The organism is Stenotrophomonas cyclobalanopsidis (assembly GCF_008710035.1).
GTDB lineage: Bacteria > Pseudomonadota > Gammaproteobacteria > Xanthomonadales > Xanthomonadaceae > Stenotrophomonas > Stenotrophomonas cyclobalanopsidis.
Map to the genome: position 1 here is coordinate 128,387 of NZ_VYKI01000003.1, position 19,335 is coordinate 147,721.

Sequence of the window (19,335 nt, forward strand, 5' to 3'; positions counted from 1 at the left end):
CCCCCCCACCCCGCTGTTGGCTGGTGCCTCCACACTTTTATCCCAACCCCCCCCCCCCCCCCCCCCCTCGACTCTACGCAACCGTTATCGCGATTTGCTCGCGCGCAGCGCCTGGATGCGCGGCGGCGGCTGGAACGAATCGCTGCGGGCTTCTGCCCAGAACGCGTGGAACACTGCGTGGTCCGGCACCTTGTGCAGCAGCTCGCCAGGCTCAAGGTAGCGGTACAGCGAGGCCAGCGAACGGATCTCGACCGGCGACACGCGACGCAGGATGTGCTCGGGCCCCAGCTCAGCCGGGTCATTGAGACCGGCCGCGCACAACAGCTCCTTCAGCGCATGCAGGGTGTGCTCGTGGTAGCTGTGCACGCGCGTGGCCTTGTCCGGTGCATCCAGATGCTTCCAGCGCGCCGGATTCTGGGTGGCGATGCCGGTCGGGCACTTGTCGGTATGGCAGCTCAGCGACTGGATGCAGCCGAGCGCGAACATGAAACCGCGGCCGGCATTGCACCAGTCCGCGCCGAGCGCGATGGTGCGGGCGATCTCGAAGGCACTGGTGATCTTGCCGGCCGCACCGATACGGATGCGCTCGCGCAGGTCCAGGCCGACCAGGGTGTTGTGCACCAGCAGCAGTGCCTCGTGCATCGGCACGCCCACATGGTCGACAAACTCGGCCGGCGCCGCACCGGTGCCACCTTCTGCACCATCGACCACGATGAAATCGGGCAGCAGGCCGGTTTCCTGCATGGCCTTGGCAATGCCGAACCATTCCCACGGGTGGCCAATGGCCAGCTTGAAGCCCACCGGCTTGCCACCGGACAGCTCACGCAGGCGGGCCACGAACTGCAGCAGTTCCACCGGCGTGGAGAACGCCGAATGGCGCGACGGTGACACGCAGTCCACGCCCATCGGCACGCCACGGGTGGCGGAGATCTCGGCAGTCACCTTCGGCGCCGGCAGCACGCCACCGTGGCCCGGCTTGGCACCCTGGGACAGCTTGATCTCGATCATCTTGACCTGATCGTGGGTGGCATTGGCGATGAAACGCTCCTCGCTGAAACCGCCCTTCTCGTCGCGGCAGCCGAAGTAGCCCGAGCCGATTTCCCAGACCAGGTCGCCGCCCATCTCGCGGTGATACGGCGAAATCGAGCCCTCGCCGGTGTCGTGGTAGAAACCGCCGCGACGCGCGCCGTCGTTCAGTGCGCGGATCGCGTTGGCCGACAGCGAGCCGAAGCTCATCGCCGAGATGTTGAACACGCTGGCCGAATAGGGCTTGGCACAGGCGGGACCGATCAGCACGCGGAAATCATGCGCGGCGATGGTGGTCGGTGCCAGCGAGTGGTTGATCCACTCGTAGTCCACCGCGTAGGTGCTGCGCAGGGTACCGAAGGGCACCGTGTCCATCTCGTTCTTGGCGCGCTGGTAGATCAGCGCACGCTGCTGACGCGAGAACGGCACGTCCTCCAGGTCGCTCTGCACGAAGTACTGGCGGATTTCCGGGCCGATCGATTCCAGGCCGTAGCGGAAGTGCGCCATCACCGGATAGTTGCGGCGCAGGGTGCTGCGCTTCTGCAGCAGGTCCCAGGTGCCCAGCGCCACCATCGCGGCGGTCAGGCCTACGCCCCAGTACCAGGCCGGCCAGATCGTGGCCAGCCACAGGCACAGGGGAAACAGCAGGATGGCGAGCAGGTAGACGATGTACCGGTGCATGGCGTTCCTCGGTTGCAACCGCCACAGTCTACCGTGCGGGTGTCTACAGGCGGTCGTCGACCACGCTGCGCGGCCAGGCCGACTTCACGTCGTAGACCAGCCCGTCCGGCGCCAGCAGGGCACGGATGCGGTCTTCATCCAGCGCCCTGAAGCTGGCATGAGCCACCGCCAGCACCACCGCGTCGTACTGCCCGGCCTGCGGCTCGGCCACCCAGTGCACGTTGGCGTCAGCGAGGGCCGCCGGCCCCACCCACGGGTCGCTCACCTGCACCTGTGCGCCGGCCGACTGCAGGCGCTGGGCCAGTTCCAGCGCACGGCTGTTGCGCAGGTCGGGGCAGTCTTCCTTGAAGGTCACGCCCAGCACCAGGATGCGCGACTGCGCTGCCGCACGACCGCGCTCGGCCAGCATCGCCAACACGCGGGTGGCGACGTGTTCGCCGACACGGTTGTTGACCTGCCGCGCGGTGTGGATCAGATCCGGGTGGAAGCCCACGCTCTCGGATTTATGCAGCAGGTAGTACGGGTCCACGCCGATGCAGTGGCCGCCGACCAGGCCGGGGCGGAACGGCAGGAAGTTCCACTTGCTGCCAGCAGCGTCCAGCACGTCCTGGGTGTCGATGCCAAGGCGATCGAAGATCAGCGCCAGCTCGTTGACCAGGGCGATGTTGACGTCACGCTGGATGTTCTCCACCACCTTGGCCGCTTCGGCCACGCGCATCGACGGCGCCGGGAAGGTGCCGGCGGCGATGATGCGCTGGTAGAGGCCATCGACCACCGCGGCCACCGCCGGGGTCGAACCCGAGGTGATCTTGCGGATGTCAGCCAGGCGCCGCTGGCGATCACCGGGGCTGACCCGTTCCGGGCTGTAACCGCAGTAGAAATCTTCGTTGAAGCGCAGCCCCGAGCCCTCTTCCAGCAGCGGCACGCACACTTCCTCGGTGGTGCCGGGGTAGACGGTGGATTCGTAGATGACCAGGTCACCGGCGCGCAGGTGGCCGGCCACCCGCCGCGTGGCCGAGCGCAGCGGCTCCAGGTCCGGCTGCTCGTAGGCATCGATCGGCGTCGGCACGGTGACGATGTAGACGTTGCAGGCATCCAGCTGCGCGGGGTCGCTGCTGTAGCGCAGCTGCGTGGCCTCGGCCAGCTCCTCCGGCTCCATCTCCAGGGTGTGGTCCTGGCCACTGCCCAGTTCGGCGATGCGCGCCGCGTCGATGTCGTAGCCAAGCGTGGGGATGTGCCGGCCGAAGGCTACCGCCAGCGGCAGGCCCACATAGCCCAGCCCGATCACGGCCGGCAGCGGCCGCTGTGCAGCACCGATGGGTGCGCTCATGCGCGATGCCTCGCTGGCAGCGACAGGGTCTGGGTCATCCGGATTTCCGAAGGCAGGCAAGCAGGCCGCCAAGGTTAACCGCTCCGGCGGCGGCGGGCCACGCCCCGCTCAGGAGCCCAGGCTGACGGCAGCCGGCTCCAGTTCGCCGTGGCCGCCGGTCCAGGCCTGCAGCAGCAGCGCGAAACCGTGGCTGCACGATGCCGGCGCGTTGTCGAAGCCCTGCCAGGGCGCGGTCACGATGCTGTCCAGGGTGGCCACATCGATCATGCGGTTGGCCATGGTCCAACGTGGGAACCAGCGCGACTGCAGGGCGCCCGCAGCGAGCTCGCCGACGCTGCCGTGACGGCGCGCATTGAGGATGCGCGAGTGCACCGATGCCACGCCATCGCGCGGCCCTTCGATGTACTGCAGGAAGCGGGTGCCGTCGAACATCAGCACACCGGTGACACCGGCGATGCGGTTGAAGGTGGTCGCGTCGGCCAGCAGCGCATCGAGATCGGACACGTCCAGCCCTTCCCTGGCCGTGCTGACGTAGGCAAACGCACGCAGCGCCATCTCCACCCTTCCCCTTCCCCTGATAAAGGGAAATATGACAGGAAGCACGGGGACTTCAAGCGCCGGCTATTCCGGCGGCGCCTCGATCACGTAGCCGCGCTGGGTCAGTTCTTCCAGGTAGCCTTCGCCCAGCAGCTGGCTGACCGGCACCGTTGCAAACGTGCCTGCATGTTTGGCCAGCGCGGCATCGGCCGCCTGCAGCCACCGCGCGCGTACCTGCTGCGGCAGGTTGCTCCAGCCACGGCGGCGCACGAACTCCGAGTCCTGAAGCATTTCTCGGCAGCTCTGCGCCATCGTCGAGGAAGACAGGCGCTTCAACGCGGCGACATCACCCAACGCCCAGGCATTGGCGCGCTCGCGCAGCACCGGCGCCTGGAACTCCACCGTATCCAGCGTACGTTCGAAGCACGCGCGGTCATCCACTTCCGAGGCCTGCAGCTCCTTCAGCGCGCCACGGATGTCATCGATCTTCAGCTTCACCTGCACGTCTTCCGCTTGCAGATCGTGGGCCTTGTAGGCGCGCTTGAGCGTGTCCTTGACCTGCTTGCTGTCGCGCAGGCCATTGCGCTTGAGGAAGGCCTGATACAGCCGGCCGGAGGCCACCAGCGGGCGATCCTTCTCCACGCCGCGATCATTGCCGAGGTAGGTCTGTTTCAGGCCCAGCCAGCGCGCATAGGTCGGCGCGGGCAGCAGCTGGTCCAGCGTGCGCCCCTGCGGATCACGCGCGGTCTTCTTCGCCAGCGGCAACAGGGTCAGGCCCTTGAAGAAGCCGATCTTGGCGTCCATTCCGAAGCCCGGGTCGCCCAGCACATGATCAACACCGGCGATGGTGCGCTCGACTTCATCCGACCGCCATTCCACACGCGCCGGCAGCGGCGATACCGTACCGAGGATCCACAGCACATGGCCCTGCGGGCCGGTCACTTTCCACAGGCCCGGGCCGGGCTGTTCACCGGTGACCTGCACGGTGTCCAGGTCGACCACCGCGTCCGGCCCGGCGGGCGGTGGTGCCGGCTTTGCCGACACGACCCCTGCCGCCAGCCACACGGCCAGCACCAGCCCACACTGCATCCACTGCCTGCCACGTCCGTGCATGTCGCCATTTCCGGGAGAGTGGGCGGACTGTAACCAGCGCCGCAGCCAGCTGCGTAAAGGTGGCGTTATCCCCCGGCTCGGGCAGCGATTCCGTTACAATCGGCGCGCGCTGCAGGCCCGGATGGCGAAACTGGTAGACGCATCAGACTTAAAATCTGCCGGGGGCAACCCCATGCCGGTTCGATTCCGGCTCCGGGCACCATGCGCGCAACACGCCTCAGATCGCCCGCGAATACCGCGGCTGTTCCTGCGCAACGCGCAGATACGGATCGAAGCACATCGCCAGCAGCCGCAGCAGCGGCCGCCCCGGCTCACTGGTGCGCACCACCCCATCGCGGTACTCGGCCAGGCCATCGCGCTGCAGCCGCTGCACGGCCTGCAGATCCTGCGCGAAGTACTCCTCGAAGCGCACGCCATGGCGCTGGGCCAATGCATGCCCATCCGCCTCGCCCTGGCACATCAGCTGCTGGATCAGCTCGGCGCGCAGCTGGTCGTCCTCGCTGAGCGCGACGCCGCGCCATACCGGCAGCTGGCCCTGGTCCACCGCCGCCTCCCATGACGGCAGATCGCGCGGGTTCTGGCTGTAGGTCGCCCCCACGTGGCTGATGGCACTCACCCCCAGGCCCAGCAGATCGGTATCGGCGTGGGTCGTGTAACCCATGAAATTGCGGTGCAGCTGGCCGGCACGCTGCGCGCGCGACAGATCCTCCTCGGGCAGCGCGAAGTGGTCCATGCCGATGTACTGGTAGCCCGCCGCGGAAAGACGTTCGACTGCCAGCCCGAGCAGGGCCAGCTTGTCTTCCGGTGAAGGCAGCCGGCTCTCGTCGATCTGCCGCTGTGCGCGGAACAGGTGCGGCAGATGCGCGTAGCCATACACCGCCAGGCGATCCGGGCGCAGTGCCAGCACCTGCTCCAGGGTGCGCCCGAAGCCTTCCAGGCTCTGCCCGGGAAGGCCGTAGATCAGGTCGACGTTGACCGAGCGCATGCCGCTGTCACGGCAGGCGCGCAGGATGTCCAGCGTCTGCCGCACGCCCTGCACGCGGTTGATCGATTCCTGCACGTGCGGGTCGAAATCCTGCACGCCGAGGCTGGCGCGGTTGAAGCCGAGGCGCGCCAGCATCGCCACGTCACCGGCATCGATGAAACGCGGGTCCAGTTCGATGGAGAAATCGCGCTGGGACGAGTCACTGAAATCGAAACGCCGACGCAGCCCTTCCACCAGCGTGGTCATGGCGTCGGCATCAAGGAAATTGGGCGTGCCGCCACCCAGGTGCAGCTGGATCACTTCGCGTCCGTCATCGAACTGCGGTGCCAGCAGGTCGGCCTCGGCCAGCACCCTCGCCACGTAGCTGTGGCCACGGCCGCGATCGCGGGTGATCACCCGGTTGCAGCCGCAGTAAAAGCAGGGGCTGGAGCAGAACGGCACGTGCACGTACAGCGACAGCGCGCGCGCCGTCCGGTTGCTGTCGGCGATCGCTTGGCGCAGGGCCGGCGCATCGAAGCCATCGTGGAAATGCGGCGCGGTCGGATAGGAGGTGTAGCGCGGCCCCGGCCGGTCATGCCGGCGCAGCAGATCAGGGTCGAAAGTCCATGCCAGGCCACCAGCGGCGGGAGAGAACGTATCCATGGCGCCAGCATCGCGCCGGCGCGGCGCCCCCGCCTTGACCTCGATCAATCCTGGCCGCGGATGCCCAGCACCGGCAGGCCCACCTGCGGCCAGCGCAGCATCTGGTAGCGGCGCCAGAAGGTCTCGGCGATGCGCTTGGCCACGTCGTCGGCCAGCGCCTGCATCGCTGGGTTACCGCACTCGGCGGTGGTCCTGTGGAACAGCACCAGCCAGCGGTCGAACAGATCCTTGTCCAGGTCGATGGCCATGTGCTTGGACATCGGCGAACCATTGAAGCGGCGGGTACCGCGCAGCATGGCCGACCAGAAATCGACCAGCTGAGCCAGGTGCGAGGGCCAGTCATGGACATGCCCGTTGAACACCGGCCCCAGCCGCTCCTCCTCGCGCACCCGCGCATAGAAATCATGGACCAGGCGGGTCACTTCCTCTTCGCTGCACAGTGCCAGCGAGGCGACGGGAAGTTCGGTCGGGGATGGTGCGTTCATCAGGTCGTCCAGTACGGATCGGCAGTGTGCCGAAGGCGGCGGCTGCCGCTGTTGATCCAGATCAATGTCGGCGCGGACCGGCCCGCCTAGGCTGACACGCTTGCAGGACGCATGCCCTGCGGATGCTGCGCCGACCACCGCGAAGTATACGCGCCGCCCTCTTCCTCAGACCTGGGACAGCATGAACACATCGTCTTCCGGCCGCCGCCAGCGGCTGATCCAGCATTGGGGCGCGGTCCTCTGGCCCAGTTTCATTGCCGCCGGCCTGGCCAGCGTGGTGTTCTTCGCCTTCGTCGATCCCCTGCGGCTGCAGGCGATCAGTTTCCCGGGCAGCACGATCAGCCGTGAACTGGGCTACACCGCGGGTTTCTTCATGTTCTGGGCGGTCACTGCGCTGTCCAGTGCAGTGACCGGCTACCTGCTGCGCCCGATCGGCGATGGCGACGACAATGAGCTGCCACTGGGATGAGCTGCGCCGCACCCTCCCTGCCGCGCCCCTGGCGCTGGCGTGGCGCCCTCAGTGCCACGCTGCTGGCGCTGTTCTACGTGCTGCCCTGGCTGCGCTGGGATGGACGCCAGGCGCTGCTGCTCGACCTCGTCTCACGCCGCTTCGATCTGTTCGGCTGGACGCTGTGGCCGGATGACATCGGCATGCTGCTGGGCCTGCTCGCGGTGCTCGCCGTCGGCCTGGCCCTGCTGACCCACCTGGCCGGCCGGGTCTGGTGCGGCCACGCCTGCCCGCAGACCCTGTGGATGCGCGCCTTCGACGGCATCGCCCACGTGCTGGCACAAGGGCTGCCCCCGCGCGCGGCCACGGTCGCTACCCGACTGTGCTGGGTGCTGCTCTCGCTGTGGACCGGCATCACCTTCGTCGGCCTGTTCAGCCCCATCCACGGCCTGGTCGGCCTGCCCGCCGCAAGCGGCTGGAGCGGATGGAAAGTGTTCTGGGTGCTGTTCTATGCCGGGGCCACCTACGGCAATGCCGGCTTCCTGCGCGAGCAGGTGTGCCATTCGCTATGCCCGTTCGCGCGCCTGCAGCCGCTGCTGACCGATCCGCACACCCCGCGCATGCTCTACGACGCACGGCGCGGCGAACCCCGTGGCGCCCGCCCCGCCGCACTGGGCGGCGTGCAATCGCGCGGCCGTGGCCTGCTCGACCCGGTCACCGCGCAGGACTACGTGTTCCGTGCCGCCCATCCGCTGCTGGCGGGGCCGATGCCCACCTTCAGTGCGGACCGGCTGGGGGACTGCACCGACTGCGCGGCCTGCGTGGCGGCCTGCCCGATGCAGCTGGACATCCGCCACGGGCCCCAGGCCGATTGCCTGGCCTGCGGTGCCTGCCTGGAAGCGTGCGCGCAGCAGCAGCACCGCGCCGGCTTCGGCGCGGGACTGGTGCGCTACTGCAGCCCGCAGGTGATGGCCGGGCAGGCACCGCGCTGGTGGCGCACACGCACCACCGTACTGGCATCCCTGCTGGCGGCCCTGCTGGCGTGCGGCGCCTGGCGCCTGTGCTGATTCAACGCGGGCGGCTGCTGCCGTCCGGCGGGACCAGCTGGGCGCGGCGGACAATGCCGAGCTGCTCGATGATGAGCGCCAGATCGTTGGTCACTTCGGTACGCTCGGTTCCCTGTGGAACCAGGCGATCAAGCACCTGCTGGTAGGTATCCCAGAACGCCGGACCGCATCCGTGTTTGTGATAACTGGCTTCCAGTTCGCGGCGTACCCGTTCAGCCAAGCCATGCATGCCGTATTGCATACGACCTCCGTTGGACTTGTCCTGCATCGTTGACGGTCAACCAGTCTCGCCCTGTTACTGAAAGACTCCCGGCTTTCACGGCCGGTTGATGCCAATTAGTCACAATTTTCACGACAGGTCAATTACGGGCTGCGACTTTCGCGATTGAAATTATTAATCGTTCATGACACGGCCCACGTGCCTGCCTCTTATCCCCGGCACGCCAAAGCCGACACCCCGTCAGACACGCATACCGCCGCGCCCCTGCCGCGCCTGCTTCCATTGAATTCAACTATCGCGATAAGCGCGCTTAACAAAGACGGAGTGACAAGGGGTTTGCGACATTTCAAGTCGCTACCTAGATGGATTCCGCCTCATCGCTCTTATCCGCCGGAAATAGACGCGGATAGCGCTGCTGCAGCATGTAGCGCCGAAGCGGCGGGATCGGATAGTCGCGGGGCCATTGCGAGACAGCGGATCGGCTGATTCCAAAGAGCCTGGCCAGCTCGGCGTCGGTCTCCAGGCCCAGCCGGATGCGCACCTGACGCTTGCACCAGATTTCGTCCATTTTCGATCTCTTTCGTCATCAGACTTATTCTGGTGGCAAGGATTCTTTTGAATCCACGCGTTAAGCTGGCTTGCATAGATGAATACTCTTGGACAACGACTCGCCGCCGCCATGAAGGAAGCCGGGCACCCTCGCCCGGCCGACCTGGCCCGCGCCGCGCAAAGCACCACCGCCACCGTCAGCAACTGGCTCAACGACAACGTCAAGGCTGACCACGTAAAAGCCGAGCAGCTCTTCCGCATCGCCGATGCAGTGAAGATGGATCCGCGCGAACTGCTGTTCGGTCCGGTCGATGGCGCGGTCGGCGAACGTGGCAGCGCCTATATGTACCTGCCCAGCGAGGCTTATCTGGATGTGTGGGAAACCGCCTATGAGCTGGTGGCCAACATCCTCGACCGGCGCGGGCTTGATGTTGGCTTCCGCCGCCAGGCATCGCTGGGGTTGATGGCCAACGATCTGCTGCGCGAAGGCATCAGCCGCAGCAAGGTCGCCCGCGTGGTCGCCACCGCCCTGCCCTGACAGATTCCTGCCCAGCGCCGCGTCGCGCTGGTAGCATGGCGCGTGATGGGGATGGGGCTCCCCCGATAACCGCCTGAGATGGCTGATGGCTCCTGTTGTTGACGAACCCGGCGTTCGTCGATGGCAGGCGGTGCCCGCCATTGCATACGCCGTCGATCCTGCTAACCAGCATTCGAGGCAAACGATGCAAGCACTGAACAACTATGCCCTGGTCTTCCTGGGAGGCGGCGCGGGCGCGTGCCTGCGCCACGCCTGCAACCTGCTCGGCGCGCGCGTCGCCGTCGGCAGCCCGTGGCCCTGGTCGACCTTCCTCATCAACATCAGCGGTGCACTGCTGATGGGCGTGGTGGTGGAGGCCTTCGCCCTGCGCAATGGCGCCTCGCCGCAGCTGCGGCTGCTGTTGACCACCGGCATCCTCGGCGGCTACACCACCTTCTCCACCTACTCGCTGGAAATCGGCCTGCTGCTGCAGCGCGGCCAGCACGGGCTGGCGGCGCTGTATGCCGGCGGCTCGGTCGCACTTGGCCTGGCCGGCCTGTTTGGCGGCATGAAGCTGGCCCGGCTCGCGCTGGGCTGAGCGCTCAAACGGCGCTGGCGCGATCCTGTTCGCGCCACTGCCGTGGCGACTGGCCAGTGTGCGCCTTGAACGCACGCGACAGCGCGGCTTCGCTGCCGTAACCGACGTCGTCGGCAATCCGCTTCAATGGCCGCCCCTGCCGCAGCGCCTGCTGGGCCAGGCTGACACGCCAGCCCTGCAGGTACTGGCCCGGCGTGGTCCCCATCGCCTCGCGGAAACTGGCGGCGAACACGCTGCGCGACATGCCGGCGGTTTCGGCCAGGTCCTCCAGCGTCCAGGCCTGCGCCGGCGCCTCGTGCATGGCCACCAGGGCCAGGCGCAGGCGGGGGTGGCCGAGCCCGGCAAACAGGCCGCCGCGCATCTGCCCGCCTTCCATCAACTGCCGCAGCACCTGGATCATCACCACCTCGAACAGGCGGTTGACCATCACCGTGCGCCCGCAGCGCTGCTCGAAGGCTTCCTCGAACAGCAGGTCCAGCGCGGCACTGCCGCCATACAGATCCGTCAGCGGCATGCAGATGAAATCGGGCAACGCAGCGCTGATCGGATTGAGCCGGCCGCCTTCGAAATGCAGGTTGGCGCAGGCCATGTCGGCACCGTGCTGCGGATCGGTAGTGAACCGGTGCGGCATCGGCCGCGGGTACAGCAGCAGACTCGGCACATCGACCTGCACGGTCTGCTGGCCGTGGGTGACCTGCACCGGCCCGCGCCGCACCAGGTGCAACTGGCCGGCCTCATCATCACCCGGCAGGCTGTTGATGCCGCACAGCGCGCCGGCATGGAACACCGAGGCGTTGACCGCGAAACGTTCCAGCAGGATGGCAAGGCGGTCGACCATGACGGGACTCCGGATCAAGCAGATGATGGCTGATGCGACCTATCGTATCGAATCCGGGATCATGAAACCTTCGGCGACGTAGCGGATCACCTGGAAGCCCTCCTCCGGCGCAGGCGCAACGAAATGCCGGGTGATCTGCTCGAACTCCGCGTCGCTGGCCTGGAACGGATGCTCGCCGCGCGCGTTGCGGGCGCGCAGCCGTGCCTTCCCGGCGCGGGTTGCATGGCCGTGGCGACCGCGCGCTACCGCGACTTCCCGTCGGGAATGCGGATGATCAACGTGGCGTGCTTGGGGACCATTCACCGAGGGTAGATCGGCGGCACCACGCCGCGCACCCTGCGAACGTGGGCCCAGCGGCAGCATCGACCAAATACTGAGCGTGCGCCCCTGAGCGCGCCCGCGCAGATGCAGCAGGCAGCCTCAGCCGCCCAGCGTGCCCATGGTGAAGGTGTAGCCAGAGCGCATCAGGAAATCGCGCATGCGCAGTTCAGCGCGGCGCGGTGATGGCAGATCGGAGGGGCCATACAGGGCATAGACCACGCCCGAGCCTTCGATACGCTCGCGGCGCACGCCGCAATGGCGCGTCTCGGAAGCGATCACCCAGCCGTCCTTCAACTGATCCGGTCCGATCGACTGACCGTTCTTGAGCCGGAATGACAGCCAGCGCACATCCGAAGTGGATCTGCTCACTGCTGACCTGCCGCGCATGCGGTCCTGCATGTCCCTGCTTGCCATTGCTGCCCCCGAAGACGTGGACCTTGACCATACCCCGTTGCCATGTCGTGACGGTTTGAGACTGATTGCGTCACGACCTGGAGCCGACCCGGCTCGGTCAGCGCCGCCTCAGGGCGAGGGCCCGACTGGCGTGGCGTACTGCGGGTTGACACGGTCTTCCTGCCCCCGGCGCGCGGACGCACAGCGCTCGCGCGCCGCGGACATCCGCGCATCGGCGGCAACGCGCTCAGAACTCAGCGACTGCTGCAGGCTGGACATCTGCGCACGGATGCCCCGATTCGAGCGTGGCAGTGGACAGTGGGCTGCTGGCGTCCGCAGGTGCGCTGCGGGCGGCTGCCAACTGTCGATCCAGCTCGGCGACCTGCCGGTTGACGGCCAGCGTACGCGCTTCAGGCGGGCCATAAGCACGTGTCTGTTCCCCCTGCAGGCAGTTGCGCTCGGCCATGCCCGCGTCACTCATGCCGGTGGTGCGATACACCGCCGCGCGATTGGACGCTTCGCCAGCGCTCTCGGATCCGGCGCGGTTCGAGCGCAGCTTCATCGGCTCGCTGCCGGCACCGCACGGGTCCTACGAATAGACGTCTCGCCCGACGCGCCCTTGCACTTGTAGACCTGCGCCGACGCCACCGGCGCCAGCAGCAACAGCACCAGGCCCATCCCGCATTTCGCATTCATCCAGACCTCCTGTCCGTGGCCGTGGTGGCCCGCTACCTCAAACGCTACGAGGGCTCCCTGGCAACGGCAAAGCCCTCGCCAGCGCGTGCAGCCCGATTCCGTTCACACAACGCGTCTGCCAGCACCTGGATTTCCGCTCGCATGGCCAGCACCTGCAGCCAGTGCGCGGGGATGCCGGCCGCACCATGGAAGGCACCGGCCAACTGGCCGAGCACCGCCGCGGTGGTATCGGCATCGTCGCCCAGGTTGGCCGCTTCCAACACCGCAGCGGCGAAGGTTTCGTGGCGGTGGAAGCACCAGAACGCCGCCTCCAGGCTGTCCACCACATAGCCGCTGCCACGGATCTGCTCACGGCTTGCCTGCTGGTACTGCCCAGCGGCGATCTGCTGCAGGCGTTCGCCCTGCACCGGGATGTCGCGCAGATCCAGCACGGCCTGCTTCGATTGCCCGTCCAGCGCACGCTCGATCGCGGCCGCCAGCAAGCGGCATGCGTCCAGGCATTCACGCGTGGCATGGGTGGTGCGCGAACTCAGCTCGGCCATCGCCGGCAGTTCCGGCGTTCCGGCATAGCGCAGCACCACCGGCGCCAGGCGCATGATCGAGCCATTGCCGGCACTGCGCGGGTCGTCATTGCCCGACAGCGGCTGTCCGCTGAGCAGGAACTGGTCGATGGCCGCGCGCGTGGCCATGCCGATGTCGAAGCACTCACCGGTGGCGCTCCAGTAACCGTTGCGGTACCAGTTGGCATAGCGGGTCATCTGGTCGCGTGGGTCGAACTCATCGCAGCGCACCAGGCTTTCGGCAAGGCACATCGCCATCGAAGTATCGTCGGTCCACTGCCCCCGCTTCAGATTGAACGGGCCGCCGCCGACCATGTCGGTGAGCGGGGTAAAGCTGCCGCGCGGCTTGAATTCCACCGTGGTGCCGACGGCGTCGCCGCAGGCCAATCCGAGCAGTGCGCCGCGGAAGTTGTCGATCTGGATCATTCCCCGAGTGTAACCAGACACGGCATCAGGTGTTCCCGGACCCCTGTCTCAATTCAAGCGCCGCAAAGGTGTACCAGCCAAATGCAGGCAGCAACGCAGACCGTTAATCCGGTCTGCCAGCGAACAGATATGCAGCTATTCACCTTATCTGCTCGGCGGCTGCATGAACTCGATTGTGATGTGATCGGGTCCGGAAACGTAGGCCGCCAGTGTGCCCTTGCGTGGCCCCCCTGGGATTGGTCGTGGGCTGCCCTTCGCTTTCCATCCCGCAGCTTCTACACGGGCAATGGCGGCATGAACATCCTTCACGTTCAAAGCCAGATGTGCAGCTCCGACCGCACCGGCACTCTCCGGCGCGGCTCCATGCTTGCGACCTCCTGAGTACTGCAGCAGCTCGACCATGAAACCATTCGGCGCCACAAGGATTGCCGTACGCACGTTCGGATCATCAACGCCCGTAACCTGATGCAGGAAATCACCCCCCATCTCCGATTGCCGTTGCAGCTCGAAACCCAGCGCCTGGGTCCAGAACTGGATGGATTCGTCCAGGGAGGAAACTGCAAAACCGGCGTGATCAACGCCACCGAGAGGAGTCGTGTTGGTCATGACTGGATGATTATGGTGGCCGAACCGGCATGCAGGACTGTTTCTGGGGCAGCAGCAAGTGGCAGGGTGAAGATGGGCGTCATCCACGCAACCTATGGGGCGCGGCTTGTCCCGTCAAGTGACTGCGCAGTGTCGGGCCAGCACGCATCAGGGGCGTCACCAGCAGTTCGTACTCTGCCAGCGGATCAGTGTTTTACCGACATCATGATGGGTGAGAGCCGTCGGCATCACAGCACGCGCCATAGAGTTCGGCGACCTTGTCATTGCCACCTGCACGTCGTCGCAGATGCTCAGTTCACTGTTGCCATCAGGTTTGTCCGCGGTGAGGTAGCCGGCCTGTCCGCTTGATCGCGTACTGGCAGGATTCGCCCGCAGTCGATTGGTTTCCCGGCGTGCTTGCAGATGTCAGGCAAAGAAAAACCCCTGACGAATCAGGGGTTTATTTGGAGGCCTCAAGCGGAATCGAACCGCTGTAAACGGATTTGCAATCCGCAACTAAATGTTTGAATTCAATGCCTTACCAGAACAAGCCGTCTTTCTTGCCACCTGCTTCGAACTTCACCCAGTCCGGGACTACCGGCACAGCCCGGGATTCGGCGAGTTCGGAGACCTCCGCCTGACCCGTTTGCTGTGCCGAATTAGGCTGGGTGCCCTCCACAGTCTGATGCGATACCACCGACATCTCAGCCAGAGACAAAGGTGCGAGAGATAAGACGTCATGGGCCTCGACGACGTGCTCAATTGAATCAACCAATCGCCTTACTACATCGCGCACCAGTTCAAGCTGCTCCAAGGCAATAGGTAACTTTTCACGCGGAACGCTTGGACCAAGGTCCCCTTCGTGCGCAATTTTATTTCGCCTTTGCACCATCGACGAAAGCTCAGTGTTTAGCGTCTTCTGGTGCTCCTTCAACTCCGCCTGGCTGGCAGTTGGGTTTTGATGCCGGGCGACCTCCTTCCAGAGTTGAACGTCTGACGTATATCTAACGGCATCGGCGATCTTATCTGGCATCTGAAATGTTAAATGCGAAATCTGCGCCCGCACGTCAAGATCAAAGGCTGCCGACCGCTCGCTCGGGGAGGTAGCCCTTACGACTCTCCACATTGCCTCCGCACTCAGTCGAAAGCTACTAAATCCAGGGTATTTAGAAGCGCCACTCTCGAACTGACTAACCATTCTGCTAGCCAAAAGCTCGTGCACGTAGAGATCGAGTGCTGCCAAGCGCGTCACCCACTCAGCCCGGAGCAGTTCGTCTGCACGTGGCTGCGGAATTCCGATGTTCACTAGATTGTCATACAGCAAAGCTAGCTCGTCCCCTCGGGACCAGAGCTGCTCAAACAGCAGGCGCGGAGTCATGCGGTCACCGCAATCACGCGGTCAGCAAACTCTTCAAACGCATCCTTAAAGACTGTCATGGAGCTCAGCGTTTGCGCCCATACGGCTCCCTGTTGATCCAGCATTGCCGCCGTAAGCGCAAAAATTGGAACACGGTGCTCCTGTGCGTAGGCGATCAGGCTATTGAAATCCCCGACCTCCAGCATCGGCTCCCACGGTTTCAAGCCCGTTCTCGACTCGAAATCATGAATATTGACCATTCCAGCAGCCTCTAGAGACGGAACGAAGACAGCCTCCATCTCTTTCTTGAGCCGCTCCACCCATTTTTGGAAGGCTTGCGCTGGAGCACCCATTCTTGGACGGAACTTCTGAATAACTGAACCGACAAACGTCGGATGAGGTGCCGGGAATGGGTAGTCTGCCGATCTAAGGACGGTCAAACTGTAAGCAAGCTCCGCCCACTTCCGCCAACGCGGCAGGACTGACGAAAGCGAGTCCAGAGCCATAGATGAAAAGTAATCAGGATGAAACGGAACAATAAAATGATCACAGGTCGCGATTAGATTCTGATTCATCGGCCCCACACTGGGACTCATGTCAACAAGCACATAGTCCGCTCTATGAGCCTGCGCAGTGGCTTCGAGCATATAACGCACCGCACCTGGGAGGTTGCGCAGCGGCAATAAAGAACCACTCAGTTCCTGCGCCAGCCCTAGGGTCGTCTCGTATTCAGAAAGACCAATGTGTCCGGCCAAGAGCAGAAGATTCGGTACGTCGTTATGCACCGAGAAACAATTCGCCGCCTCAATCCGGCGGGGCTGGGACTCGAAGGCCGGCGCAAGCGCGTCCTTGATGTTGTTGGGCTGCGGCGCGCCATAAAGCGCCTGCATATCTTCGAGGCCACGATAGCCGCCAATCAAACCAGTTAAATTGCACTGCGGATCAAAGTCAGCCATGATCACTCGTTTTCCCTTAAGGGCGAGCATCCAACCGAGATTGAAGACGGTTGTGGTTTTGCTCACACCCCCTTTGTGGTTAAACATGCAAATGATCTTTGCCACGCAGCTGCCCCCTTTTGTATGTGGCCGGAGTCTATCCGATCGCAGACCATGTTTTAAGGCGAAGGGATAGCGGCAACGCTGCAGCCACCATGCTACAGAGCAATAACTCCTTATATTTCAAATATTTGTTATTGATATCAGCCCCGCAATCGAACCAACCTAACGCCATGAAGCGCCGGCGAAAGAGTCTGTTCAGGAAGACCGCGGAGCGATAGAGTAGCAGCGGCCCTACCGTTGCTCGTGAGTCGCCGCAGGTTAGCAGGGCGCCAAATCTCCATCTCTCATCAGGAACGCCAAATGACGAAGGCGCAGGAAGTCGAAGATTACTGGGGCTGGTTCGATGAGCTCGTAGAGGCTCATCCGGGTGCTGAACGCTATCGTCCTAACTTAGAGCTACTTCGCAGCACCGGGCGGGAGCTCATCCAGTCTCTGGAAAACGATGCAAGAGAGGCGCAAGACCAGAAGCTCAGGAGCGATGCGGCGCTCAATCAACGCTATCGGGCCTTTTTGGTTGAAATGACTACAGCTGCGTTCGACAAGCAATCCACGTATACGACGGCAGTGCTCTCAATCGGCTACGTCGGGCTATTCACCGCCTGGAATTTGACGTCTTCACTTATCTCCGCAACCTCAAGCCGCATTGTCTTGGTCAGCGCACTCATTTCGTTGTTGATTTTCATCCTCTTCGAAGTATTCAAAATGCTATATGGCCACATCTTCTTGATGCGTACGCTCAAAGTCATTAAGACACTAGGTCCGGACTTTGACGTCGAGAATCGGAGATATTTGGATGCAGAAGAAAAAGCAAAACCGTGGTTTTATATTACGTGGTTGGCAACGCTGGTTTTAACACTCGTATTCGGACTGGCGGCGGCGTGCATTTTAATATATGCACACATAGAAAGAGCCTTCTTTCCGGCATTGGCTTAGACAGTCTCCAACCGGCGACGTTAAATCGATCTGGGCATTCCCCACTGGCCGGCATAGTCCAAGGTTCCCCACGTATCATGGGACGGCATTGAGAGCGTTTGAGCAGCCATTTAAAAATATTTCTAAATCCATAGCTTAATCAAATACTTACACTGGATTTAGTCCAGGAGGCTGATGGTCTGAGCCATTGTGGCGCAAGGGGACTGAGCGGAGTGTTTCTGGAAGCAAAACCCTCAAAGGCGGGGGTACAGCCGGCCGCTCGCGCTCAGCCGCCCCTTCCTAGGATCCGTCGCCCTGGGCTTGGTCTCCGCCGGCGGCCGGACCGGCTGCAGGGCTGCCATCACTCGGGCTGACGCAGCCGCCGCCGCCTCGTCTAAGCGCTGGGCCTGCTGTTGTTGCTCGCGGGTGGGCGGCATAGGCGGCAGGGGCGCGGCCGACGCGATGGGCGTGCCATCAGTCAGGCGTGCAACAGCCTCGCGTAGCGGCAAGCCCGGGTAGAGCCTGGCCGCGCACCAGCGCTCTGCGAAGCGCTTCCCTTGCTGCAGGCTGACCACTCTCACGCTCTTGGTCTGCCACATTTTCAGAGCGTTGAGCGTCATGCGCAGGGCATCTGCATGATCAGGGGTGAGGCTGGCCACCTCCCGGCCGTTCCACCACAGCGCCCAGCGCTCGCCCGTTTGCACCCACCCGGCAGGGATAGGAGCGGTACGAAAGCCTTGGTAGCCGAGGGAAGGAAGCACGCCCAGAAGAATACGGATCGGCGTCGCACGGGCTGAGATAGAAAGCAGAGAGAAAAGATGCACAACCCTAACAACAGTGTTATGTCATTGATTTTTCTACAACTTTCTCTTTACTTGCGTTGTTTGGGCAGTTCTAATCGGCGCGCGCCTTGAAGTGGATCACCTTGGTCTGCGGCGCGCGGAGGGAACGATCATGGTCGCTACTACTGTTGGTCTCGAAGCAATCTCTACGGACTTCATGCGTCAACACAGCCGCTTTTCCTCTCTGCAGGAGATGCTGGACGAGCACGGGCTGCATCTTAAGTCCCCTCCCGAGCAGCTCGACCGCATGGTTCGCGCAGCCACAGCGTTTCAGGACTGGCAGGAAATGTTCACTTCTGCTGCCAAGGTTTGGATTACGGGCCAGCTAATTGCTCGGCTCCGACCAAATGGCCCGCACAAGCGGATTATCAGGTGACCTTCGATCCGCTTCGCCTGCCGGACGGTCTTCCGGCAGGCACGGAGTCCTGTACTGCAGTGCCCTGCACGCCTTACGAACCCGGCCCGAGGCTAATCTCTGACCCATGTGCGGCCGATTCGTCCTGCTCCCCGTTGTCGACTTCGGCCTGCCCGGCCTGGCTGATCTCGCCCCGGGCTTGGCCGAGATCCAGCCAAGCTTCAAACTGGCCCCGACTCAACGCGCCTCGGTCATCCTCGACCACGGCGAAGGGCGGCAGGTGACCAGGATGGCTCGGGGCCTGCTCCCCTTTTGGGCCAAGGGCAGGGGCCTGCAGGGCTGGACCATCAATGCCCGCATCGAGACGGTGGCCACTAAGCCTGCCTTTCGCACGGCGTTCAAGAAGCGCCGCTGTGTCATCCCCATGGCCGGCTACTACGAATGGTCCACCAGCCCCGAGGACGGCAAGAAAGACCCGTGGTTCATCCACGTCAGCGGCCCACTGCTTGCGGCCGGCCTGTGGGAGGACACCAGCCCGTTGCTGCCCGCTGGCAACCTGGGCACGTTCACCATCATCACTGGCGACAGCAGCGGCGTGTCGGCGGATATCCACGCCCGCATGCCGGTATGGCTGAAGGCCGGCCAGATCGATGACTGGATGGCAGCCAGCACCGACGACGCCATGGCGCCGCTGCTGACCAGCCAAGCCCCTGGCATGGAGGCGTATCGCGTGAGCCGAGCGGTCAACACCCCTCGCAACAACACCGAGGGGCTGCTGGAACCTGTCGCCTGAG

General features: G+C 64.1%; 24 protein-coding genes, 1 tRNA gene and 1 riboswitch. Of the genes, 8 read left to right on the plus strand and 17 right to left on the minus strand.

The window, feature by feature from the left end; translation table 11 throughout:
• Window positions 1–84: 84 nt before the first annotated feature.
• The 4 genes from FJU31_RS03875 to FJU31_RS03890 all read right to left on the minus strand — a co-directional run bounded on the left by FJU31_RS03875 (window position 85) and on the right by FJU31_RS03890 (window position 4,687).
• Window positions 85–1,707: an FMN-binding glutamate synthase family protein gene (locus FJU31_RS03875; RefSeq protein ID WP_150453560.1), complete on the minus strand. Its 1,623-nt coding sequence runs from the start codon at window positions 1,705–1,707 to the stop codon at window positions 85–87.
• 43 nt (window positions 1,708–1,750) lie between these two features.
• Entirely contained in the window at window positions 1,751–3,037 is a 1,287-nt protein-coding gene (locus FJU31_RS03880) for a nucleotide sugar dehydrogenase (RefSeq protein ID WP_150453562.1), read from the minus strand.
• A gap of 108 nt (window positions 3,038–3,145) precedes the next feature.
• The gene (locus FJU31_RS03885) at window positions 3,146–3,592 is read right to left on the minus strand and encodes a BLUF domain-containing protein (RefSeq protein WP_150453563.1); all 447 of its coding nucleotides are present in this window, start codon (window positions 3,590–3,592) and stop codon (window positions 3,146–3,148) included.
• 66 nt (window positions 3,593–3,658) lie between these two features.
• Window positions 3,659–4,687 carry a TraB/GumN family protein gene (locus FJU31_RS03890; protein ID WP_150453564.1) on the minus strand — a complete coding sequence of 343 codons (1,029 nt, stop codon included), beginning with the start codon at window positions 4,685–4,687 and terminating at the stop codon, window positions 3,659–3,661.
• A gap of 115 nt (window positions 4,688–4,802) precedes the next feature.
• Here FJU31_RS03890 and FJU31_RS03895 point away from each other — a divergent pair.
• A tRNA-Leu gene (locus FJU31_RS03895) sits at window positions 4,803–4,889 on the plus strand.
• A gap of 15 nt (window positions 4,890–4,904) precedes the next feature.
• Here the strand turns inward: FJU31_RS03895 and hemN are convergent.
• The gene (gene hemN / locus FJU31_RS03900) at window positions 4,905–6,314 is read right to left on the minus strand and encodes an oxygen-independent coproporphyrinogen III oxidase (RefSeq protein WP_150453566.1); all 1,410 of its coding nucleotides are present in this window, start codon (window positions 6,312–6,314) and stop codon (window positions 4,905–4,907) included.
• A gap of 44 nt (window positions 6,315–6,358) precedes the next feature.
• Window positions 6,359–6,799 (minus strand): group III truncated hemoglobin, encoded by a 441-nt coding sequence (locus FJU31_RS03905; protein WP_150453567.1) that lies wholly within the window; start codon window positions 6,797–6,799, stop codon window positions 6,359–6,361.
• Window positions 6,800–6,980: 181 nt separating this feature from the next.
• On the opposite strand from FJU31_RS03905, the gene FJU31_RS03910 reads away from it, so the two are divergent.
• Together FJU31_RS03910 and FJU31_RS03915 are read left to right on the plus strand one after the other, a co-directional pair.
• Complete coding sequence (locus FJU31_RS03910; protein ID WP_150453569.1) at window positions 6,981–7,268, plus strand: hypothetical protein; 288 nt, start codon at window positions 6,981–6,983, stop codon at window positions 7,266–7,268.
• Complete coding sequence (locus tag FJU31_RS03915) at window positions 7,265–8,314, plus strand: 4Fe-4S dicluster domain-containing protein (protein ID WP_150453570.1); 1,050 nt, start codon at window positions 7,265–7,267, stop codon at window positions 8,312–8,314. Before FJU31_RS03910 ends, FJU31_RS03915 begins: the two co-directional genes overlap by 4 nt.
• Window position 8,315: 1 nt before the next feature.
• On the opposite strand, the gene FJU31_RS03920 is transcribed toward FJU31_RS03915, so the two are convergent.
• Together FJU31_RS03920 and FJU31_RS03925 are read right to left on the minus strand one after the other, a co-directional pair.
• Window positions 8,316–8,555 (minus strand): hypothetical protein, encoded by a 240-nt coding sequence (locus tag FJU31_RS03920; protein WP_150453661.1) that lies wholly within the window; start codon window positions 8,553–8,555, stop codon window positions 8,316–8,318.
• A gap of 337 nt (window positions 8,556–8,892) precedes the next feature.
• Window positions 8,893–9,102, minus strand: a complete 210-nt coding sequence (locus FJU31_RS03925) for a helix-turn-helix domain-containing protein (protein ID WP_150453572.1) — start codon at window positions 9,100–9,102, stop codon at window positions 8,893–8,895.
• A 78-nt stretch (window positions 9,103–9,180) separates the two neighbouring features.
• Between FJU31_RS03925 and FJU31_RS03930 the strand changes: the two genes are divergently transcribed.
• Complete coding sequence (locus tag FJU31_RS03930; protein WP_246161200.1) at window positions 9,181–9,621, plus strand: helix-turn-helix domain-containing protein; 441 nt, start codon at window positions 9,181–9,183, stop codon at window positions 9,619–9,621.
• Window positions 9,622–9,659: 38 nt separating this feature from the next.
• Window positions 9,660–9,723: riboswitch (Fluoride riboswitch) on the plus strand.
• Window positions 9,724–9,805: 82 nt separating this feature from the next.
• A complete protein-coding gene (gene crcB / locus FJU31_RS03935; RefSeq protein WP_108768434.1) occupies window positions 9,806–10,198 on the plus strand; it encodes a fluoride efflux transporter CrcB in 393 nt (130 codons plus the stop codon).
• A 4-nt stretch (window positions 10,199–10,202) separates the two neighbouring features.
• On the opposite strand, the gene FJU31_RS03940 is transcribed toward crcB, so the two are convergent.
• From FJU31_RS03940 to FJU31_RS03975, 9 genes are all read right to left on the minus strand, one after another.
• Window positions 10,203–11,036 (minus strand): AraC family transcriptional regulator, encoded by an 834-nt coding sequence (locus tag FJU31_RS03940; protein ID WP_150453573.1) that lies wholly within the window; start codon window positions 11,034–11,036, stop codon window positions 10,203–10,205.
• A 39-nt stretch (window positions 11,037–11,075) separates the two neighbouring features.
• A complete protein-coding gene (locus FJU31_RS19245; RefSeq protein ID WP_188115451.1) occupies window positions 11,076–11,399 on the minus strand; it encodes a hypothetical protein in 324 nt (107 codons plus the stop codon).
• Between the two features lie 57 nt (window positions 11,400–11,456).
• Window positions 11,457–11,726 carry a hypothetical protein gene (locus tag FJU31_RS03950; RefSeq protein ID WP_150453574.1) on the minus strand — a complete coding sequence of 90 codons (270 nt, stop codon included), beginning with the start codon at window positions 11,724–11,726 and terminating at the stop codon, window positions 11,457–11,459.
• Between the two features lie 271 nt (window positions 11,727–11,997).
• On the minus strand, window positions 11,998–12,312 hold the full coding sequence (locus tag FJU31_RS19400; protein ID WP_246161201.1) for a hypothetical protein: 315 nt from the start codon (window positions 12,310–12,312) through the stop codon (window positions 11,998–12,000).
• Window positions 12,309–12,446, minus strand: a complete 138-nt coding sequence (locus FJU31_RS19405; protein ID WP_246161202.1) for a DUF4124 domain-containing protein — start codon at window positions 12,444–12,446, stop codon at window positions 12,309–12,311. Before FJU31_RS19405 ends, FJU31_RS19400 begins: the two co-directional genes overlap by 4 nt.
• Before the next feature lie 44 nt (window positions 12,447–12,490).
• Window positions 12,491–13,432 carry an ADP-ribosylglycohydrolase family protein gene (locus FJU31_RS03960; protein ID WP_150453575.1) on the minus strand — a complete coding sequence of 314 codons (942 nt, stop codon included), beginning with the start codon at window positions 13,430–13,432 and terminating at the stop codon, window positions 12,491–12,493.
• Between the two features lie 144 nt (window positions 13,433–13,576).
• Window positions 13,577–14,038, minus strand: coding sequence for a VOC family protein (locus FJU31_RS03965; RefSeq protein ID WP_150453576.1), 462 nt, complete (start codon window positions 14,036–14,038; stop codon window positions 13,577–13,579).
• A 517-nt stretch (window positions 14,039–14,555) separates the two neighbouring features.
• On the minus strand, window positions 14,556–15,395 hold the full coding sequence (locus tag FJU31_RS03970) for a HEPN domain-containing protein (RefSeq protein ID WP_150453577.1): 840 nt from the start codon (window positions 15,393–15,395) through the stop codon (window positions 14,556–14,558).
• Window positions 15,392–16,435, minus strand: coding sequence for a ParA family protein (locus tag FJU31_RS03975; protein WP_484378220.1), 1,044 nt, complete (start codon window positions 16,433–16,435; stop codon window positions 15,392–15,394). Before FJU31_RS03975 ends, FJU31_RS03970 begins: the two co-directional genes overlap by 4 nt.
• A gap of 297 nt (window positions 16,436–16,732) precedes the next feature.
• On the opposite strand from FJU31_RS03975, the gene FJU31_RS03980 reads away from it, so the two are divergent.
• From FJU31_RS03980 to FJU31_RS03995, 3 genes are all read left to right on the plus strand, one after another.
• Complete coding sequence (locus tag FJU31_RS03980) at window positions 16,733–17,365, plus strand: hypothetical protein (RefSeq protein WP_150453579.1); 633 nt, start codon at window positions 16,733–16,735, stop codon at window positions 17,363–17,365.
• A gap of 933 nt (window positions 17,366–18,298) precedes the next feature.
• A complete protein-coding gene (locus FJU31_RS03990; protein WP_150453580.1) occupies window positions 18,299–18,562 on the plus strand; it encodes a hypothetical protein in 264 nt (87 codons plus the stop codon).
• Between the two features lie 106 nt (window positions 18,563–18,668).
• Window positions 18,669–19,334, plus strand: coding sequence for an SOS response-associated peptidase (locus FJU31_RS03995; protein WP_150453581.1), 666 nt, complete (start codon window positions 18,669–18,671; stop codon window positions 19,332–19,334).
• Window position 19,335 lies beyond the last annotated feature (1 nt).

Coding starts and splice junctions, on each gene's coding strand:
- FJU31_RS03875 (WP_150453560.1), bottom strand. CDS start 1,707: ATGCACCGGTACATCGTCTACCTGCTCGCCATCCTGCTGTTTCCCCTG.
- FJU31_RS03880 (WP_150453562.1), bottom strand. CDS start 3,037: ATGAGCGCACCCATCGGTGCTGCACAGCGGCCGCTGCCGGCCGTGATC.
- FJU31_RS03885 (WP_150453563.1), bottom strand. CDS start 3,592: ATGGCGCTGCGTGCGTTTGCCTACGTCAGCACGGCCAGGGAAGGGCTG.
- FJU31_RS03890 (WP_150453564.1), bottom strand. CDS start 4,687: ATGCACGGACGTGGCAGGCAGTGGATGCAGTGTGGGCTGGTGCTGGCC.
- hemN (WP_150453566.1), bottom strand. CDS start 6,314: ATGGATACGTTCTCTCCCGCCGCTGGTGGCCTGGCATGGACTTTCGAC.
- FJU31_RS03905 (WP_150453567.1), bottom strand. CDS start 6,799: ATGAACGCACCATCCCCGACCGAACTTCCCGTCGCCTCGCTGGCACTG.
- FJU31_RS03910 (WP_150453569.1), top strand. CDS start 6,981: ATGAACACATCGTCTTCCGGCCGCCGCCAGCGGCTGATCCAGCATTGG.
- FJU31_RS03915 (WP_150453570.1), top strand. CDS start 7,265: ATGAGCTGCGCCGCACCCTCCCTGCCGCGCCCCTGGCGCTGGCGTGGC.
- FJU31_RS03920 (WP_150453661.1), bottom strand. CDS start 8,555: ATGCAATACGGCATGCATGGCTTGGCTGAACGGGTACGCCGCGAACTG.
- FJU31_RS03925 (WP_150453572.1), bottom strand. CDS start 9,102: ATGGACGAAATCTGGTGCAAGCGTCAGGTGCGCATCCGGCTGGGCCTG.
- FJU31_RS03930 (WP_246161200.1), top strand. CDS start 9,181: ATGAATACTCTTGGACAACGACTCGCCGCCGCCATGAAGGAAGCCGGG.
- crcB (WP_108768434.1), top strand. CDS start 9,806: ATGCAAGCACTGAACAACTATGCCCTGGTCTTCCTGGGAGGCGGCGCG.
- FJU31_RS03940 (WP_150453573.1), bottom strand. CDS start 11,036: ATGGTCGACCGCCTTGCCATCCTGCTGGAACGTTTCGCGGTCAACGCC.
- FJU31_RS19245 (WP_188115451.1), bottom strand. CDS start 11,399: ATGCTGCCGCTGGGCCCACGTTCGCAGGGTGCGCGGCGTGGTGCCGCC.
- FJU31_RS19400 (WP_246161201.1), bottom strand. CDS start 12,312: ATGAAGCTGCGCTCGAACCGCGCCGGATCCGAGAGCGCTGGCGAAGCG.
- FJU31_RS19405 (WP_246161202.1), bottom strand. CDS start 12,446: ATGAATGCGAAATGCGGGATGGGCCTGGTGCTGTTGCTGCTGGCGCCG.
- FJU31_RS03960 (WP_150453575.1), bottom strand. CDS start 13,432: ATGATCCAGATCGACAACTTCCGCGGCGCACTGCTCGGATTGGCCTGC.
- FJU31_RS03965 (WP_150453576.1), bottom strand. CDS start 14,038: ATGACCAACACGACTCCTCTCGGTGGCGTTGATCACGCCGGTTTTGCA.
- FJU31_RS03970 (WP_150453577.1), bottom strand. CDS start 15,395: ATGACTCCGCGCCTGCTGTTTGAGCAGCTCTGGTCCCGAGGGGACGAG.
- FJU31_RS03980 (WP_150453579.1), top strand. CDS start 16,733: ATGACGAAGGCGCAGGAAGTCGAAGATTACTGGGGCTGGTTCGATGAG.
- FJU31_RS03990 (WP_150453580.1), top strand. CDS start 18,299: ATGGTCGCTACTACTGTTGGTCTCGAAGCAATCTCTACGGACTTCATG.
- FJU31_RS03995 (WP_150453581.1), top strand. CDS start 18,669: ATGTGCGGCCGATTCGTCCTGCTCCCCGTTGTCGACTTCGGCCTGCCC.